We start from the raw sequence: 17,033 nt of genomic DNA on the forward strand, positions 1-17,033 counted from the left end.
CCACCGTAATCACTAAACTCAACCCAAACCAAAAATGCCAAGCGTGCTGAATCACTCTTAAATGTTTGTTATGCATTATTTATGTTGTCCGTAACCGAGCCATCCCTGTGAAGATAGTGGCAGTTGTTATCTACAATATCTTCAATTGCAGCTTTGGCTGAATGAGGTGACTCAACGACACCTTCAATCGGTGTACGCTGAGAGTAACTTACGTCAACCGAAATAGAATCAAGTTGTACTAAACCCAAACCTTCAACATCTAGGTGGAGATGCGAACAATCAACAACATTATGCCCCTCATGTAAAGAGAAGCTATTTATAATAGAATTTATCGTACCAATCGGATTACCGTCACCATCTAGTAAAGGATGCTCGCCCGAATATGTATACGCCACCTCGAACTTCTCGATGCTATTTCTTTCTAAAGAAGCCTTTCCGCTTTCTCGGTTAAAGTTGAAATCGACATTATCAAAATGTGTCTGCATAGGTAGAATTTTATAATGGATTGAGGTGAGCAGATTGTTAACGAGGACCAGTCTAATATTATTTGCTTGAGCGAGCAGTTTAGCCCCTTTTTGGTATGATGATGTTGTTGCGATTATGCCATTGGCATTGCCAATATCTCTCAATGTTTCCGCAAAATATGTTACTTGCGACTTTTTAATGGCGCTTCTGTAGTTTTTGCATTCAATACATGTCCTATACGTTACACCCGCCAACTTAAACTCCCAGTAAACATCTATCTGGTGCGTAGCGCCACTTTTGCCTGTAATCGTAACATCATGCTTTACGGCGATATTTTCAACACCATCAAACTGAAGCATTCCTTGATGTATTTGAGCTACCAGTAATTCATATTCTGTATTCTGATTCAAAATACCGTCCTTTTATAATGCATAACAGCCGTTATTAAAAAGACCGCACCTATATAACTCTCAAACAAAAACACAGAATCAGTCTATTTAACATCGGACAAAACTACGTACATCATCAACCACTAATACAAACCCGTCAAAATCCAAACCGCCAAAACGTGCCGCAAGTATCAAACCAATGCAACACCAAAGAAACTATCGACTCCACTATCTATAGGGAAAAATTCATGGATGAATTTTTAGGTTTTCGGCGTCGGGAACGCCTAAAACCGTCCCGGCCCACGACAACAAACCCAAGGCACTTTCTGGTTACTCTTTGTGCCAGCAAAGAGTGACTGGAGCGTCACACCGTAAGCCTCCTATTTCCCTAAACCCAAAACGCGACAAACCCCATCCCTACCACCAAACAACAAAACCAACCACCTTTCCCCAAAAACAAAAAAAGACCATCAACCGATGGCCTTCTCCCTTAAACACCCACAAAAAATCAGCAACTCACCGCAATAACGCCACCACCGTATGACGACGCACATTCGCCTGCGCGTTCAGCGCCTGATAAGTCGACGAAAACTGATCCGCTGCCGCATGAAACTGCGTCAGTTTCTCCGTGGTTTGCTCGCTCGACAGCAGACGCGTCTGGCTGCGCAGCGTCTGCATTTGGGTATTGAGTTCGCTGTGGTATTGGCGCGCCTGCTCCAGGCTGGTTTGCGCCTGTGCCAAATGCTGGTTGACCTTGGCAATGCCCTGTTTGATGCCATCACGCGAGCTTAAATCAAAACGCAGCTCGGCAATGCCGTCCGGTTCGGATTTCAGGTTGAGTGTGTTGGCTTGCCCGGCCGGGAAACGGTGGCCTTGCCCTGTCACCATCACCTTTTGCTTCATCTGTTTGTACGCCGACTCTTTGGCTTCAAACACAATGTTGCCATCTTGCGTCACGCTGGCGCGCATTCCGAGCGGGATCAGGCTGCGATCCAACATTTTGACCGTTTTACTGCCATCCGACTGACCATCGAACTGAATCATCACCGAATTGCCTTGCGGGAAATCGAGACGAATCTGCTCAGCTTTCTCTTTGAGGCGATTGACGTTCAGCCCCGGGATCGAAAAGCGACGAATATCAGCGCGGTCGAGTTTCAGATTCAGCTCGTTATCCACCACGCGTTGACCATCAAACTGCGCCTGATCCAGCACCGCTTCAATGGTCATTTTGGAACGAGTTAATGTCTCTTTCAGGTTCGGCACGTTGTCGGCGCCTTGCGTCATCGCCTGCGTCAGACCCCGTTTGATGGTGGTGAGTTCTTTGCCGACAAATTGCAGCGATTTAGAGGCGATTTGCACCGAAGTGGCTTGTTGTTGCCCTTGAGTCAGCAGGACGCCAGAAACAGAATAGGCTGACGTAGTGTCAGCCTGAAGCGCGCGGGTTTGTCTGGCCGGTAAACGGGCCGAATCGGAGGAGCGCGACGGCGTAATGCTGGCCTGCTCCTGTCCGGTCAATCGAATGCCGTGTGGACGAACTTCCACTGTGCTCATTGCCATACTGAAAATTCCTAAATTCGGTCAAACAGCGACAGGTCGTCGATTTTCACATAGCTCGCCTGCGTCGCTTGCAGCGCGGCCATGTAATTGCTCAAACGCACCGAGGCTTCGCCGTAATCCAGCGCCGACAGATCGCTGGTGACTTTGTCGACAAACAGTTTGTTGTCGCCGTGTGCGCTGTCGAGCAGGTCAAGGTTGTTGTGACGGCCACCGATTTCGGTCATCGCCGCCAACACGTTGTTGAGTGTGCTGTCGACGGCGGCTAACGTATTGTCGACTTCGGTACGAAAATTCGCGGTCGGAGCCTCAAACTCACTGATCAACGCATCCAACGTGTTGAGCACATTGCTGCCGCCGCCCAAATCAAGAATGTCCTGCGCGGTCATGTTCGATTCCATGGTCACGCCTTTGGCCACCGTCACCACGCGCTTGTCGCTGTTGCCTTGCAGCACATAGCTGCCGCCGGAGTTATCCAGCGCGGCGGTGCTGGTTGCGGTGCCAGAAAACAGAAAGTGGCCTTCTTCGTCCTGCGCATTGAATGATGACGCAATCGAATCGCGCAGGCTTTTCAGCTCCGTCACGATGCCTTCGCGATCGTCAGTGGTCATGGTACCGTTGGCGCCCCACAACACCCGTTCACGAATGCTTTTCAGGCTTTCGTTGACGGAATCTAAATACACTTCCTGACTCGACAATGTGGTTTTCACGTTGGCGATGTTGGCCTGATACTGCTCAATCGCACTGCCTTCACGGTCAAGGTTCAGCAGTTTGATCGACGCCATCGGATCGTCCGAAAGCTTGGTCAGGCGATCGCCTGTCGACATCTGCTGCATCACTTTGCCAAGGCCGGCGTTGTTGAGCTGCAAGCTTTGCAGCATCATCTGGCTAAATTGGGTATCGCTGATTCTCATGGCCTTTCCTTAGAATAATTGCAGTACGGAATCGAACAGCTGATTCGCGGTGCTGATTACTTTCATGTTGGCGTTGTGTGCGTTGGCAAACGTCATCAGGTTGGCCGCTTCTTCATCGCTGTTGACCGCGCTGATGTTGTCGCGCGCGGCGACCGCCTGTTCGTTCATGCTGTTTTTGGCCTGATAATCAGAATCGGCCTGACGCGCTTTGATGGCCACTTCACCGACCATGCCGGTAAACGCATCGTTGAGCGACAGCGACCCAAAACCGCTGATTGAGAACGCCTGATTACTGATCGCGATCAGCGCCGTCAGGTTGTCGCTGTTACCCGGATTGCCGTCGCCCGACAGTGCCAGTTCGTTCGGCGTGATGTCGGTGATGGTCAGGCTCGATGACGGGTTGGCCGGATCGTAGCTAAACAGCGCCTTACCCGGCAGGCCGTTGAGATCCAGACCCAGCGCCAGTTCGGTATTGAACGAATCGGCCATGGATTGCGCCATGTCGTTGAGCGCCGTCATGTACGGCTTGAGCACGTCGGTTTGATATTCGTTAATCGCGCCCAGCTCACCACCGAGATCGCCCGGAATGGCGAAGCTCTGCTTGCCAAATTCGACTTGCATGGTCGCGAGATAGGCATCGCTCGGATCGGGAATCGCTTTCAGCGTGCCGTGTTCACTGCCCATCACCAGCGGCTGGCCGGATGTCAGGGTCACTTGCATGCTGCCGTCGGCTTGATCGGTGGTTTTCACTTCGACGATCTTCGCCAGTTCGCCCACCAGCGCGTCACGGGTATCCATCAGTTGCGCCGGGTTACCGCCGGTGCCTTTCAGCTCGACGATTTGTTTGTTCACTTCGGCGATGTTGGCCATCACGCTGTTGGCCTGCGCGACGGCGGCCGTGCGCTGATCATTCATGTCTTTGTGTTGGTTGTACATCGACTCGGTCAGCGTGTTGAAACGGCGCGACAGCGCCTCCGCTTCATTGATGATTTGTTGGCGCAGCGGCACCGATTCCGGTTTGGACGTTGCATCGTGCAGCGCCGCAAACAGGTTATCCAGCCCGGCGGAGAGGCTAAAGCCGTCGGCGCCGAGCGTGTTTTCCAGATAACTCATGCTGCTGGTGTAACGCGACGCGTAAGACGCCACGCTGCCGGTCGACCAGGTTTGCTTCACCAAAAACTGATCGGTGACTCGGCGAATACTGGTCACTTCTACCCCCATGCCTGCACTCAGATTGTCGTATTTCGCACCACCGACTGAGGCCATCAGCGCCTGTTGGCGGCTGTATCCCGGCGTATTGATGTTGGCGACGTTCTGCGCCGTCACATCGAGTGCGACACGGTTGGCGTTGAGTCCGCTTAAGGCAATGTTGACGAGGTTCATGTCCGTTATCGCTCCAAAGGTCTAATCAGTGGCTGACTAAAAGCATTCGTCACCGCCACTTTGGTGGTTTCCTGAGAAAGAGAGGCGACCGCATTGGCGGCATTGTTAACTGCATTGGAGGCGGCGCTGCGATTGTGTGATGCCCGTTCCGCCGCCGCGGCCAGTTCAACCACATTGGAGCCCGCACCATCGACCACCGGACTGAGCTGTTTGACCAGCATATCGGCAATGCCGGAGCGCTGCTTTTTCGCCATCTCAATCGCTAACTGGCCGTCGTACATGTCGCGGAATACGCCCTGCTGCTTGCTGTTAAACGGGCTGTCTTCATCGGCCATCACATCGCTGGAACTGCGCATCTGGCGCAGCACCAGTTGAAGAAACATCGCCTCGAACTGACCCGCCACGGTTTCCAGCGCGGCGTGTTTGTCGGCGGCGTTCTTGATGTTCGCCAGCGCGTTGTTGTCGTGATACAGCACTGAATTTACTGAACTGCTGTCGCTTCCCGTATCAATCTTCATCTCAGCTCCTTAGATGACCACTAACTCTGCGTTGAGCGCCCCTGCTTCATGCAAGGCTTGTAAAATCGACATCAAATCGGTCGGTGTTGCCCCGAGGCTGTTGACCGCATTCACGATGGTGTTGAGTTCCGTGCCTTCCGGCCAGATCACCATCTGCGCGTTATCTTCGTTAATGTCGATTTGGGATTGATCGACCACTTGGGTATCACCACTGGCGAACGCGTTCGGCTGGCTGACCTGTTGCGATTCGGTGATACTCACCGTCAGGTTGCCGTGGCTGACCGCCGCCTGGCCGACTTTGACGTTCTTGCCAATCACCACCGTACCGGTGCGCGAGTTGAACACGATGCGGGCTGGCTTGCGGCCTTCCATCACGCTCATCTCTTCCAGCATCGACATCATGGTCACGCGTTGCTGAGTATCTTTCGGTGCGCGCATTTCGACGCGGCCTTTATTGATGGCGACCGCCACTTGCGGGCCAAAGGTGTCATTGATTTCACGCGCGATGTTTTTCGCGGTGGTAAAGCTTGGCTCGCGCAGGTTGAGCGTCACGGTGTCGCGATCGTTAAAGTCGGTCGGGATTTCACGCTCCAGCGTCGCACCATTCGGAATGCGGCCGGATGTCGGTGTGTTGACCGCAATTTTTGAGCCGCTGCGACCTTCGGCCGACACGCCGCCGACCACCACATTACCCTGCGCCACGGCGTACACTTCACCGTCGATACCGCGCAGTGGCGTCAGCAGCAGTGTGCCGCCACGCAGGCTTTTGGCATCACCGATTGAGGAGACCACGATGTTGAGCGTCTGACCCGGACCTGCCATCGGGTCGACGGTCGCGGTCACGCTGACCGAGGCCACGTTACGCAGTTTCGGGTCGGTGGATTCATCAATCTGCACCCCGAACTGGCGCAGCATGTTGGTGATGGATTGCGCGGTGAATTTGACCTGATTGCGATCGCCCTGACCGTCAAGGCCCACCACCAAACCGTAACCCACCAGTTGGTTTTCACGAATCCCCTGCACATCGACCAAATCCATGATCGGAATTTCCACTTCCGCCTTGGCGGTGGTTGCAAGCCCCAGCGTCAGCGCCAGCAAAACCGTGGTGAAGAAGGTGTTGCGTTGTTTCATCAAAATGGCATCCATGGACTGTTGAAGAATTGAGTGAGCCAGCCGGACGCATTGCTGTCTGCCAGTGCGCCGCGGCCTGAATAGGTAATGCGCGCATCGCCGATGCGCTGCGAAGAGACCTGATTGTTGCGGCTGATATCGTCCACCCGCACAATGCCGGTCAGGCGAATGAACTCATCGCCCTGATTGAGGCGAATCCATTTTTCGCCGCGAATACGAATCACGCCGTTGGGCAGCACTTCGCTGACCGTCACGGTGATCGCCCCCTCCAGCTTGTTGCCTTGTGAGCTGGACGCGCTGCCGTCAAAGCTGCGGTCGCCGTCAATCGAGGCCGCCAGTTTGTCAAAGGTTTTGCCGCCGACCACCGGCGCGCTCAGGCCGACACTGGACGTTTTGCCGTACTGGGTATCGGCGCTTTTCTTCGACTGGGTTTCTTCCGCCAACAACACCGTCAGAACATCGCCCACGCGGTAAGCGCGGCGATCCTGAAACAGGGTCATCGCGTATTGATGGCGATAAAGGCTGCCCGACTGGGCGGCAGGCAGAGAGTAGTCCAGCGTTGGCGGGCCGTATTTTTCTTCGTCCGGAGACGGCGGCGTGAATTCGTCCCGTCCGGCACATCCGGCCAGAATCAGCACGCTCAGAAGCCCGACTTTGCTCAACTTTGCCATCACTCTTTCCTTCATCGCTTGATTCATCCTTACACCGACTGCGCTACAAACTTGAGCATGTCATCGGCGGCCGAGACCACTTTGGCGTTCATTTCGTAGGCGCGCTGCGTGGTGATCATGTCGACCATCTCTTCCACCACCTGCACGTTGGAGCCTTCCAGCACACCTTGTTTGATGCTGCCGACGCCATCTTCACCGGCAATCAGCTCATCGGCTGCGCCACTGGCTTCGGTTTCACGGAACAAGTTACCGCCCAGCGCTTCCAGACCGGCCGGGTTGATGAACTTCGCCAGCGTGATCTGACCGAGTTCCTGCGGTGTGGAGTCAGCGGCCGTGGTGATCGTCACCGTGCCATCAACGCCGACTGACAGCGAAATCGCATCGTCCGGTACCTGAATCTGCGGTTGCAGCGGCAGGCCCTGGCTGTTCACCATCAAGCCTTCCGAGTTAACGTGGAACTGGCCGTTTCGGCTGTACATGATTTGGCCGTCTGAGTTTTCAATCTGGAAAAAGCCTTGCCCCATCACCGCCAGATCCAAGTCCTGACCGGTATTTTGCGTGTTGCCCTGAGTGAAGACTTTCTGGGTGCCGACCACGCGTACACCGCTCCCCAACTGAACACCGGTTGGCAGCTCGTTGACCTGATCGACCTGCGCGCCCGGCTGACGCTGAATGCTGTAGAACAGATCTTCAAACACCACGCGGTCACGCTTAAAGCCGACCGTGTTGACGTTCGCCAGGTTGTTGGAAATGGCGGTCATTTTTGTGTCTTGTGCCGCCATCCCGGTTTTGCTTACCCATAATGCTGAATGCATCGGAGTCTCTCCTTATTGGTCGAGCGCTTAACGCGCGCTCATTAATTTGTTTCCGGCTTGCGCCAACGTTTCTGCGGTTTTCATCATGCGGATCTGCATTTCAAAGTTGCGCGTCAGTGACATCACATTCAGCAGTTCATCAATCGCGGAAACGTTACTGCCTTCAATGTGTTCCGGTGCCAGTTGCACGCTGTTGTCCGCCGCGAGCGGTACGCCATCGACCGTATGCAGCAGGCTGTCGCTCTCTTTTTGCAGCTGGTTGTCGTTGGCTTTCACCAGCTTGAGCGTACCGACTTCAATTTCCGCGCCGCCGCCCGGCGGAATGACCGAAATGCGGCCGCGTTCACTCACTTCCACTTTCTGAAAATCCGGCAGAACCAACGCGCCGTTCTCGCCCATGACCGCAAAACCGTTGATGCTCAGCGCGCCGTTCACATCCACCGCGATGTTGCCCGCGCGGGTGTAGGCTTCGCCGCCTTCCGGGGTTTGCACCGTCAGGTAACCGTCGCCCATCACGGCCACATCGAGCGGACGTCCGGTTTTCACCACATCACCGCTGTCGAAACGGGTTGCGGCCGAGTTGGTGACCACCATGGTGCGGCCATCGAACCCCGAACCTTGCAGTGGCACGCTGCGCACGCGTTCCATATCCGCACGAAAACCGGCGGTATCGGCGTTCGATAAGTTGTTCGAACGCACGTGCTGCGCTTTGAGAACCCGGCTCGCGCCGGAGGTGGCGGTAAACAGCAAACTATCCATCGTCGGCTCCGTTAGATCGCGTTAAACAGCGCTTGAGTCAGCTTGTCTTCGGTCGAGATGGTTTTGGCATTGGCCTGATAGTTACGCTGCGCGGTCATCAGGCTCACCAGTTCGCTGGTCAGGTCAACGTTCGATCCTTCCAGTGCGCCCGGCGTCAAATCGCCCAGTGTGCCGGTACCCGGTACGCCGACCGTCGGCGAGCCAGAGCTGAAGCTTTGCGTCCACGCGGTGCCGCTCACTTTGGCCAGACCTTGTGGGTTGGCGAAGTTCGCCAGCACCACCTGACCTTGCAGCTGTGATTCACCGTTGGTGTAGGTGGCGTAAACCATGCCGTTGCCTTCCACTCGTACGCCTGCCAGCTCACCGGAGGTGTAACCGTTCGGGTTGTTGGTGCTGACGCCAAAATCGGCGCCAAACTGGGTACTGCCGGTCAGGCTGACATCAATGCTCATCGCATTGGCGCCTGCGGCCGGAAACGCGACGTTAAAACTGCCGGTGGGTGAGCTCAGTGTGCCGTCGGTATTGAACGTCACTGGCACCGTTGCGCTTGCCGTCGCCGCGCCGTCCACCTGCACGTTTACTTCCCAGGTGTTGTCCGCGGTTTTGGTGAAGTACTGCGTTACTGTGTGGCTGTTGCCCAGCGAATCGTACGCTTTGGAGGTGTAAGAGGAGTTGAATGAATTCGGATCGGCCGGATCAAACGGGTACACCGTTTGGTCAATCGCGTCCGCGCTGGCGTTAAAGTTGGCAACAAACTCCAGTGAGTCGGTCGCTTTGGCGGACAGCGATGAAGTGCTGATCTTGATGTCGCCCACCGAGCCGCTCAACAGATTGTTGTTACCATCCACGCTGTAACCTTGCAGTTTGGCGCCGGTGTTGCCGACCACGTAGTTGTCTTTATCCGTGCCAAACACGCCCGAACGGGTATACAGCGTTTGGCCCATGCTGTCTTTGGTGACGAAAAAGCCGCTGCCGTTGATCGCCAAATCCATGGCACGGCCTGTACCGGTCACGGAGCCATTCTTATCAAAGTTCTGCGAAATCGACGCCACTTCCACGCCGCCCGGCTGCATGCCGTTGTACACCGCAGAGAATTCGGTACGCGCGCCTTTAAAACCGTAAGTCGATGCGTTGGCAATGTTATGGCTGATGGTGTTCAGTTCGGTGTTGGTTGCATCCAAGCCGCTGAGAGCAATATTAAAACTCATAAATTAACCTCTGTTTCCTTGTTTGGGTTTAGGCGCCAAATTGGGTGATTTGATAGAAAGGCACGCTGCCGACACCGGCAATGTTCACCATGGCCGAACCGCCAGTGCTGGGAATGCGCACTTGTTCAACCGTGCCGGCCAGCAGAACATTCGGTGACGACTGACCGTCCTGCACTTCTACGCTGACGGTGTAGTTGCCGGGTTTCAGGCCCAGCGCTTCTGGATCGATGGTGAAATCGACATCGCCCGCCGGATGCGCGCCCAGTGGCAGCTTGGTGGTTTGACCGAACTCATCCGCAATGACCAGATTGACTTGGCTGGACGCATAATCGAGTTCCACTTTTCCGCTTTGCGGCGCGTCGGTGAGTTCAAATTCGTTCCCGGAGACGTAGACCGTCTGACCGACCAGACCCGCGGTCGACAGCACTTGCATGTTGTCGAGCAGCACCATGCTGTTTTGCATCAGGCTCGACATGTTCTCCATGCTCTGCACCTGAGAAAACTGCGCGAGCTGACCCACGTATTCGGTGCCATCCAGCGGGTTCAGCGGATCCTGGTTTTGAATCTGCGCCACCATCAACGAAATGAATTCGTTTTGCAGCGAGGTCGAATCGTTGGCATCTAAACCATTGCTGCTGATGCCCGTGTTGGTGGTGGTTGCGCTGCCGGACGTATCACCCGACAAGGCGGTGTATTGTGCAATGCTCATCAGCTACCCTGCCCCAGTTTGAGCAGCCCTTGCTGCATGCTTTTCACGTTGCTCAGCACTTCAACGTTGGTTTCAAAACTGCGCGTCGCGGACATCATGTCGGCCATTTCCGCCACCACGTCGATATCCGGGTAGTACACGTAGCCATCGCCATCGGCCAGCGGGTTGTGCGGCTCAAAACGCTTTTCCGCCTGACCCGCGCTCTGCACCACGTCGACGATGCGCACTTCCGCACTTGGATACACGTTATCGCCGGTTGCCAGTTGGCTTTTGTTGTACACCGTGGCGAAGACCGGTTTCAGCGCGCGGTAGGCGTCGTCCGGATTGGCCGACACGGCATCGGCGTTCGCCAGGTTACTCGCAACCGTGTTCAGACGAACGGTCTGCGCGGTCATCGCCGAACCGGCAATCGAATAAATATCAGTAAAAGGCATGATTAACGTCCCTCAATCGCTTTCGCTAAGCCGTTGAATTTCATATTGAGAAATGTCAGGCTGGTTTGAAAATCCATGTTGTTCTGCGTGAACTTGGCTTGCTCGACACCCAGCTCAACGGTGTTACCGTTTTTGCTGTTCTGGTAAGGAATCGAATATTGAGATTCCACCTGCCATTCCGGAATGCCCGGATTGACGCCACGGTTACCGGCCGTACTCATGACGGTTTTAAATGTCAGGTCTTTGGCCAGGTATCCCGGGGTGTCAACATTTGCTAGGTTGCTCGCGAGGACTTTGGTACGCTGAACGCGAAAATTCAGTGCCTCCGGGTGAACGCCTAACGCGGTTTCAAATGAAATGGCCATGTCTGTTCCTTACAAGTCGGCTCAAGGTGCGTTTAGACGAAACAAGATGCATGCCATAAAATTATTCAATTAAAAACAATGACTTATAAATCAGAAAGGAAACGCAACTTCCGCCTATCGGAAGCACGATTACGCCAAGGGGAAACGATTTTTTCCTCTGCGCGGAGGAACGTGATGCTGATGCTGGCGCTGCTGTTGGCACTGCCAGTCGCGGCGCAGGAAAATCGCTCAGAAATGCAGATTCGACACGCAGTGCAAGCTTCGCTCGACGAGGAAATCGCTCAGCTTGCCGCGCAGCGCGAATGGCCGCCCTACCAGGCGCAGTGGCAACTCTGGATTCCGGGCGCTGCCAGTCACCTGCCGGAATGTCAGGCGCCGCTGCTCGTCACCGGACGCGATAACCAACTGCTGCCCGTCGGCCATCTCAAACGCATGGTGCGTTGCGAGGAGGGCGATACCGCATGGCGCATTAACGTCACCATCAAAGCGTCGCTCACCCTGCCAGTGGTCGTCACACAAACGGCGCTGGCACGCAGCGGGCGCTTAGAGCCCTCCATGCTGACACTGGAAGACCGCACCCTCACCCGTCAGGATGATTTTTTCACCCGTATCGATGAAGCGAGTGGATTGGAAGTCAACCGCCGCCTGCGCGCCGGACAAATTCTCGATCCGACCTTAGTCAGCAAGCCACTGTTGGTCATCAAGGGCAATCAGGTGGTGATCATCGCCGCGAAAGACGGGGTGAATGCCAGCACCAAAGGCGTCGCCTTGGAAGATGGCGGGCGCGGGGATCAAATCGAAGTACAAAACAGCGCCTCGCAAAGCGTGGTGCACGCCGTGGTGACCGGGCTGAATCAGGTGCACACTCAGTTCTGATTCAGGCTGCAAATTTTGACTGAAGGTAACACTTTTTCATTGTGGCGCTCGAAATCCGCCCCGGATTTCGAGTACAAACTTTCAGTCATTCATTTTTTTGCACAAATTCGCTTTGTGCATTTAACTCTGCCCTGCTCTTGGTCGCCTGTTACCAGTGACGACGAAGATTGAGGACATCAAGCTTATGAAAATTGATAAGGTCTCGGGCGGCCACGTCCCACACACCACATTCCAGCAAGCAAGCAAAAAAACCGTTGCGCCAAGCCAAGCCACGTCTGTGAGCGAGCCCGCGCTGAATGCCAATACCGTGGCACTGGAAAAAGCACAGGCCGAACTGGCGGCACTGCCGGATGTCGATATGGCAAAAGTGGAACAAGTGCGCTCTGCACTGGCGCGCGGCGAGTTAAGCCTCGACAGTAAAGCGCTGTCTCAGGCGCTGATGCAATTCCACACCGGACACGAATAAACCGGCACGCAAGGAGCAGATCATGGCCTCAAACCGCGGACAGCTGATGCAAAGTTTTATGTTCACCATTAGTGAAGACCTGAAGCTTTATCGCCAGTTGCATACGCTGCTGACCGAGCAAAAAGCGCTGTATCTGCAATTTAACGGCGATGCGCTGGGCAAAAACATTCGCCAGCAAGTACCGGTGCTGAACCAACTGCACCGCAATGCGTCGCACCGAACGCAATGCTTACAACGCTTAGCGCTGCCCAACAACGACAAAGGCGTGTTACGCCTGTTCAGTGCGCTACCCGCCAGCTTACGCACACGAATTGAAAAACAATGGCAGGTGCTGAATGTATTGATTCAGCAATGTCAGCGCCTCAATCAGGATAACGGTCTGAGCTCCGCCACGTTCCATGAACTGCTGAGCGAGCTGACCCAACCGTCACCGACCTACGAAGAACGCATCGCCGACGCGATATGAAATTACGCTCCCTGTTACGCCATCAATCCCACTCCAAGTTGTACCGGCTGACAGGGAGCTTCCTTATACTGCTGTTTAGCGCCCACACTACCGCGCTCTCGTTGGATGACGCGATTGCCTCGCAGCGCGCCCTGCTGTCGCCCTATCAGCATCAGATTGAGTCACGTCTGGAGACCTATCAGCCGCTGCTGGCGCATATTTTCAATCAGTTAGACCATAAAAAGCTGCCACAGCAACTGGCGCTGCTGCCGATGCTGGAATCGTCGTTTGACCCGAATGCGATTTCTCACGCCGGCGCGCGCGGATTGTGGCAATTGATGCCGGCCACCGCCCAGCGTTACGGTTTGCAAACCGCCCCGAACGATCAGCGTTTGGATGTGTTCGCCAGCACTGACGCGGCGCTGAACTATCTGGCGTTTTTGCATCGCAAATTCGGCGGCGACTTGGCGTTAACCCTGGCCGCTTACAATGCTGGCGAAGGACGGGTCGCGCGCGCCATTCAACGCGCAGGCAGTCGTGAGTTTCATCGTCTGTCACTGCCCCAAGAAACCCGCCAGTATGTGCATCGCTTTTACGCTCTCACCCAGTTGATTGATGTCACGGCGCTCAACCAGTCCTCGTTCCAACCATTGATGCTGTTTAGCCGCCAACCGGCCATCACCCGTCAGGCACTGATCAATTTGCAACCGCTGCCGCCACTGGTTAAGTTGTAAGGCTTCAAGCAAGCTTGGCGCAAAGTGCGCAATTTCGGTCAGGATCTTCACAGCCCTGAATGCGACCATGGCTTTGTTTTCTCAAACAGGATTAGAAATGTGATGACCCATTCGCTGCATTCGCGCATACAAGGCGTGTGTGACTACATCGATCGCCATCTGGATGACGAGTTGTCGCTTGAACAACTGAGCGCGCTGGCGCACTGTTCCAAGTACCACTTTCACCGCATGTTCAAAGCGCAGATCGGCGTCGGCACCGCCAAGTACCTCACCTTGGCGCGGCTCAAGCGGGCGTCTTACCGACTGGCGTTTGAACCCGGCATCAGCGTACTGAATATCGCGCTGGAAGCTCAGTTCGACAGCCCTGAAGCGTTCGCCCGAGCCTTTGCACGCACGTTTGGTCAGTCTCCGTCCGGTTTTAGAAATCAGCCTGAGTGGCAGCAATGGCACTCGCAATTTCAATTTGAAATCCCCGCAAAAGGAGTCAACCTTGTGGACGTGAACATTATTCATTTTGCCGAAACCCGCATCGCCTACATCGAACATTGTGGTGCCCCCGAGCAGGTGCTCGATACCGCCGCGCAGTTTATTGCCTGGCGGCGCGCCAGTGGCGAATCGCCGGTGACCACCAGCGCTACATACGGCATTCCCTACAGTGATCCCAACGAAACCGAGCCAGCGCTGTTTCGCTTTGATATCGCAGGCAGCGTCAGCCAGCCCATCAAAGACAATGACTACGGCGTGAAAAATGGCGCTATTCCGGCCGGACGCTGCGCAGTGCTGCGCCATCACGGCAGCCATGATGCGATCAGTCAGAGTGTGTACGCGCTGTATCGCGACTGGTTACCGCAAAGCGGTGAAGAGCTACGTGATTACCCATGCTTCTTCCACTATCTGAATCTGATCCACGAAGTGGATGAGTGTGACTTGCAAACCGACATCTATCTGCCGTTGAAATAACTTACATTGAAGCGGCTGACGTTGAAGTGACTGATATTGAAACGAATGGTCAGTTGCTGCTGGATAGAAAAGAAAAAGCCGCCAGAAATGGCGGCTTTCGAATTACTTCTTCTGACGCGCTTCAAACGCAGCCAGTTGCTCGGGTGTCGCTTTCGGCTGATGGTTGGTTTTCCACTCATCGTACGTCATGCCGTACACACGCTCGCGTGCATCGTCGATGTTCAGCTCCAGCCCCATCTCTTTTGCTTCCGACTCATACCATTTGCAGAAACAGTTACGGCAGAAGCCCGCCAGTATCATCAGGTCGATGTTCTGCACATCTTTGTTGTCATCCAGATGCGCCAGCAGACGACGAAATACCGCCGCATCGATTTTGTCCTGTTCTTCCTGAGTCAGATTTTTGTAGTTGAATTCGGCCACGTGACTTTCCTTTCGTTCTTGCCCGGAAGCCCTGAATCAGCGCTGCCGGAGGATTAATATGTCGTTGAGTGCCTCTGTTATATCACGCAGATAGCAAAACGCCCAAGACAGGCTTGGGCGTTTTTGTTCACGTGAGTGGCCATTTAGCCTTGGATACCGACGATCAACCACGGTGCATTTGGTGTGGTCAGGTCGCGTTCCAGATGCCAGATATCTTCGATGTTCTCTTCGATACCTTCGCCTGCATCACGGTAACGACCGCTGAATTGCAGGCTCAGCTGAGCTTTGCTTGCGTCGTAGTCGGCACGCACAATCTCTGCATCGACGTACATCACGTCTGTTTGCGGATCGGTGTCGATCTTCGCGCGCTCGGCTTGCAGATCTTCAAACAAACTTGGTGACACATACTCTTCGATGGTCTCCAGTTGGTTGTGGTTCCACGCACCTTGCAGAATACGGTAGTGCTCACGCGCACCGTTGACAAACGCCACGCGGTCGAAACCTGCTGGGTAGTTGTGCGGAATGTCGCTCTGCATCTGACTGCCGAAACCGCCGCTGTTTTGTGGCTGTTCGAAGTTATGCACGTTCGGCTGCTCAAACGCGTTGCGGTTCATACCGCCAAACGCTGGCTGCTGTTGGTGCTGATTCATGCTGCCCTGCTTGGCGCCAAGCAGGCCGCGCATCAGTTTGAAGATCACAAACGCAATCAAACCGATGATCAGAATATCCATGAACTGGATGCCTTCAAAGGCACCGCCGAAGAAGGCTGCCAACAGGCCACCCGCCAGCAGACCGCCAAGCAGGCCGCCCATCAATCCTTTTTTGGTCGAGCTTTGCGCTGTTTTCGAAGTGTCTTGTTGTTTCAGTGTATTGGTGTTTTGGTTTTGCTGTGTTGGTGCTGGCGCCGTTTTGTAGCTTTTACCAAACGACTTACCACCACCAAATTTTTTGGCAGCGTCCGCCATCGGGGTAAACGCAACAGAAACCATGACCAGAGCAACAAGAGAAAACAGACGTTTCATACTTATCCTTAGCTACTTTACTTATTTGGGCCACACGGCCTACTTTAATACGGGGTCATCATAGCGGCTTCAATTTGACAATCAAACACTTTGCATTTGTCGACATGTATCAGAATATTGCAGGGTTCTGAGTTGACGCTCAATAGCCGGATAACTAGAATATCGAACATCGTTCATTAAGCACACATCATCATGGCAAGACGAAACGACCATACCCGCGAAGAATTGGTCTCTTTAACGCTGAAAACCGTGAAGGAATTTCTGGGTAGCCATTCCTACCACGAACTGAGTCTGCGTAAGATCGCAACCATGATTGGTTATGTTCCTAGCACTCTGGTCAACGTATTCGGCAATTACAATTTGTTACTACTTCATGTGGTCGCACAAACGCTCGACGAGCTTTCCAGCGAAGCCAAAGCGGTCGTCAGCCAGTGTAAAGATCCGGAGCAAGCGTTGTATCAGCTCGCTTACTGCTACCACGATTTCGCTCAGAAGAACCCATACCGTTGGCAGCTGATTTTCGAACACAACATGAACGGTGAAGTGCTGCCAGAATGGCAGGCCGAGCGTATCGACACGATGACCAGCATGCTGGAAGGATTGTTGAAAGTGATTGCGCCGCAACGTTCCGACAGTGAAATCCTGCGCTCCAGCCGCGTGTTGTGGTCGGGCGTACACGGCATTACTCTGCTGAGTGTGGACGACAAGTTCTTTGCCGCCGAACCGATTGATGGCAAAGCGCTGATTGAGGACCTACTCTCTAACTATCTGGCCAACTGGTAATTATTAAGGAAA

At 54.3% G+C, this 17,033-nt stretch carries 21 protein-coding genes; 6 read left to right on the forward strand and 15 right to left on the reverse strand.

The features are described 5' to 3' along the window. Positions 1 to 68: 68 nt before the first annotated feature. From JIG40_RS04435 to flgB, 13 genes are all read right to left on the reverse strand, one after another. Positions 69 to 875: a restriction endonuclease gene (locus JIG40_RS04435; RefSeq protein ID WP_199464850.1), complete on the reverse strand. Its 807-nt coding sequence runs from the start codon at positions 873 to 875 to the stop codon at positions 69 to 71. 495 nt (positions 876 to 1,370) lie between these two features. Further along, a complete protein-coding gene (locus tag JIG40_RS04440; RefSeq protein ID WP_199464851.1) occupies positions 1,371 to 2,411 on the reverse strand; it encodes a flagellin in 1,041 nt (346 codons plus the stop codon). A gap of 11 nt (positions 2,412 to 2,422) precedes the next feature. Next, positions 2,423 to 3,322 carry a flagellar hook-associated protein FlgL gene (flgL, locus tag JIG40_RS04445; RefSeq protein ID WP_004725079.1) on the reverse strand — a complete coding sequence of 300 codons (900 nt, stop codon included), beginning with the start codon at positions 3,320 to 3,322 and terminating at the stop codon, positions 2,423 to 2,425. Between the two features lie 9 nt (positions 3,323 to 3,331). Then, positions 3,332 to 4,705 (reverse strand): flagellar hook-associated protein FlgK, encoded by a 1,374-nt coding sequence (flgK, locus tag JIG40_RS04450; protein WP_004725078.1) that lies wholly within the window; start codon positions 4,703 to 4,705, stop codon positions 3,332 to 3,334. Positions 4,706 to 4,710: 5 nt separating this feature from the next. Then, positions 4,711 to 5,223 carry a rod-binding protein gene (locus JIG40_RS04455; RefSeq protein WP_020329937.1) on the reverse strand — a complete coding sequence of 171 codons (513 nt, stop codon included), beginning with the start codon at positions 5,221 to 5,223 and terminating at the stop codon, positions 4,711 to 4,713. Between the two features lie 9 nt (positions 5,224 to 5,232). Next, positions 5,233 to 6,354: a flagellar basal body P-ring protein FlgI gene (locus JIG40_RS04460; protein ID WP_004725076.1), complete on the reverse strand. Its 1,122-nt coding sequence runs from the start codon at positions 6,352 to 6,354 to the stop codon at positions 5,233 to 5,235. Continuing rightward, complete coding sequence (gene flgH / locus JIG40_RS04465; RefSeq protein ID WP_020329935.1) at positions 6,354 to 7,025, reverse strand: flagellar basal body L-ring protein FlgH; 672 nt, start codon at positions 7,023 to 7,025, stop codon at positions 6,354 to 6,356. Before flgH ends, JIG40_RS04460 begins: the two co-directional genes overlap by 1 nt. Before the next feature lie 29 nt (positions 7,026 to 7,054). Next, positions 7,055 to 7,840 (reverse strand): flagellar basal-body rod protein FlgG, encoded by a 786-nt coding sequence (flgG, locus tag JIG40_RS04470; protein ID WP_004725074.1) that lies wholly within the window; start codon positions 7,838 to 7,840, stop codon positions 7,055 to 7,057. A gap of 27 nt (positions 7,841 to 7,867) precedes the next feature. After that, positions 7,868 to 8,599: a flagellar basal body rod protein FlgF gene (locus JIG40_RS04475; RefSeq protein ID WP_020329934.1), complete on the reverse strand. Its 732-nt coding sequence runs from the start codon at positions 8,597 to 8,599 to the stop codon at positions 7,868 to 7,870. Between the two features lie 11 nt (positions 8,600 to 8,610). Continuing rightward, on the reverse strand, positions 8,611 to 9,807 hold the full coding sequence (flgE, locus tag JIG40_RS04480) for a flagellar hook protein FlgE (protein WP_014204707.1): 1,197 nt from the start codon (positions 9,805 to 9,807) through the stop codon (positions 8,611 to 8,613). A 28-nt stretch (positions 9,808 to 9,835) separates the two neighbouring features. Beyond that, positions 9,836 to 10,516: a flagellar hook assembly protein FlgD gene (gene flgD / locus JIG40_RS04485; protein WP_024373236.1), complete on the reverse strand. Its 681-nt coding sequence runs from the start codon at positions 10,514 to 10,516 to the stop codon at positions 9,836 to 9,838. Further along, positions 10,516 to 10,950: a flagellar basal body rod protein FlgC gene (gene flgC / locus JIG40_RS04490; RefSeq protein ID WP_004725070.1), complete on the reverse strand. Its 435-nt coding sequence runs from the start codon at positions 10,948 to 10,950 to the stop codon at positions 10,516 to 10,518. The genes flgD and flgC overlap by 1 nt, the downstream gene beginning before the upstream one ends. A 2-nt stretch (positions 10,951 to 10,952) precedes the next feature. Beyond that, entirely contained in the window at positions 10,953 to 11,315 is a 363-nt protein-coding gene (gene flgB / locus JIG40_RS04495; RefSeq protein WP_004725069.1) for a flagellar basal body rod protein FlgB, read from the reverse strand. A gap of 174 nt (positions 11,316 to 11,489) precedes the next feature. Here flgB and flgA point away from each other — a divergent pair, with 174 nt between their 5' ends. The 5 genes from flgA (at position 11,490) to JIG40_RS04520 (ending at position 14,796) form a co-directional block, all read left to right on the forward strand. Then, positions 11,490 to 12,191: a flagellar basal body P-ring formation chaperone FlgA gene (flgA, locus tag JIG40_RS04500; protein WP_199464964.1), complete on the forward strand. Its 702-nt coding sequence runs from the start codon at positions 11,490 to 11,492 to the stop codon at positions 12,189 to 12,191. Between the two features lie 184 nt (positions 12,192 to 12,375). Beyond that, complete coding sequence (gene flgM / locus JIG40_RS04505; protein WP_020329928.1) at positions 12,376 to 12,657, forward strand: flagellar biosynthesis anti-sigma factor FlgM; 282 nt, start codon at positions 12,376 to 12,378, stop codon at positions 12,655 to 12,657. Positions 12,658 to 12,679: 22 nt separating this feature from the next. Beyond that, positions 12,680 to 13,123 (forward strand): flagellar export chaperone FlgN, encoded by a 444-nt coding sequence (gene flgN, locus JIG40_RS04510; RefSeq protein ID WP_044362026.1) that lies wholly within the window; start codon positions 12,680 to 12,682, stop codon positions 13,121 to 13,123. A gap of 68 nt (positions 13,124 to 13,191) precedes the next feature. Then, a complete protein-coding gene (locus tag JIG40_RS04515; protein ID WP_165880049.1) occupies positions 13,192 to 13,836 on the forward strand; it encodes a lytic transglycosylase domain-containing protein in 645 nt (214 codons plus the stop codon). A gap of 102 nt (positions 13,837 to 13,938) precedes the next feature. Continuing rightward, positions 13,939 to 14,796, forward strand: a complete 858-nt coding sequence (locus tag JIG40_RS04520) for an AraC family transcriptional regulator (RefSeq protein ID WP_020329926.1) — start codon at positions 13,939 to 13,941, stop codon at positions 14,794 to 14,796. Between the two features lie 102 nt (positions 14,797 to 14,898). On the opposite strand, the gene JIG40_RS04525 is transcribed toward JIG40_RS04520, so the two are convergent. Together JIG40_RS04525 and JIG40_RS04530 are read right to left on the reverse strand one after the other, a co-directional pair. Further along, positions 14,899 to 15,216 (reverse strand): DUF1244 domain-containing protein, encoded by a 318-nt coding sequence (locus tag JIG40_RS04525; RefSeq protein WP_158142715.1) that lies wholly within the window; start codon positions 15,214 to 15,216, stop codon positions 14,899 to 14,901. A gap of 143 nt (positions 15,217 to 15,359) precedes the next feature. Further along, positions 15,360 to 16,238, reverse strand: a complete 879-nt coding sequence (locus JIG40_RS04530; RefSeq protein WP_047460290.1) for a Tim44 domain-containing protein — start codon at positions 16,236 to 16,238, stop codon at positions 15,360 to 15,362. Positions 16,239 to 16,430: 192 nt separating this feature from the next. Here JIG40_RS04530 and JIG40_RS04535 point away from each other — a divergent pair, with 192 nt between their 5' ends. Then, positions 16,431 to 17,021: a TetR-like C-terminal domain-containing protein gene (locus JIG40_RS04535; RefSeq protein ID WP_199464852.1), complete on the forward strand. Its 591-nt coding sequence runs from the start codon at positions 16,431 to 16,433 to the stop codon at positions 17,019 to 17,021. Positions 17,022 to 17,033 lie beyond the last annotated feature (12 nt).

The sequence above is a fragment of the Vibrio sp. bablab_jr001 genome (genome assembly GCF_016464285.1).
Taxonomy (GTDB): Bacteria; Pseudomonadota; Gammaproteobacteria; order Enterobacterales; family Vibrionaceae; genus Vibrio; species Vibrio fluvialis.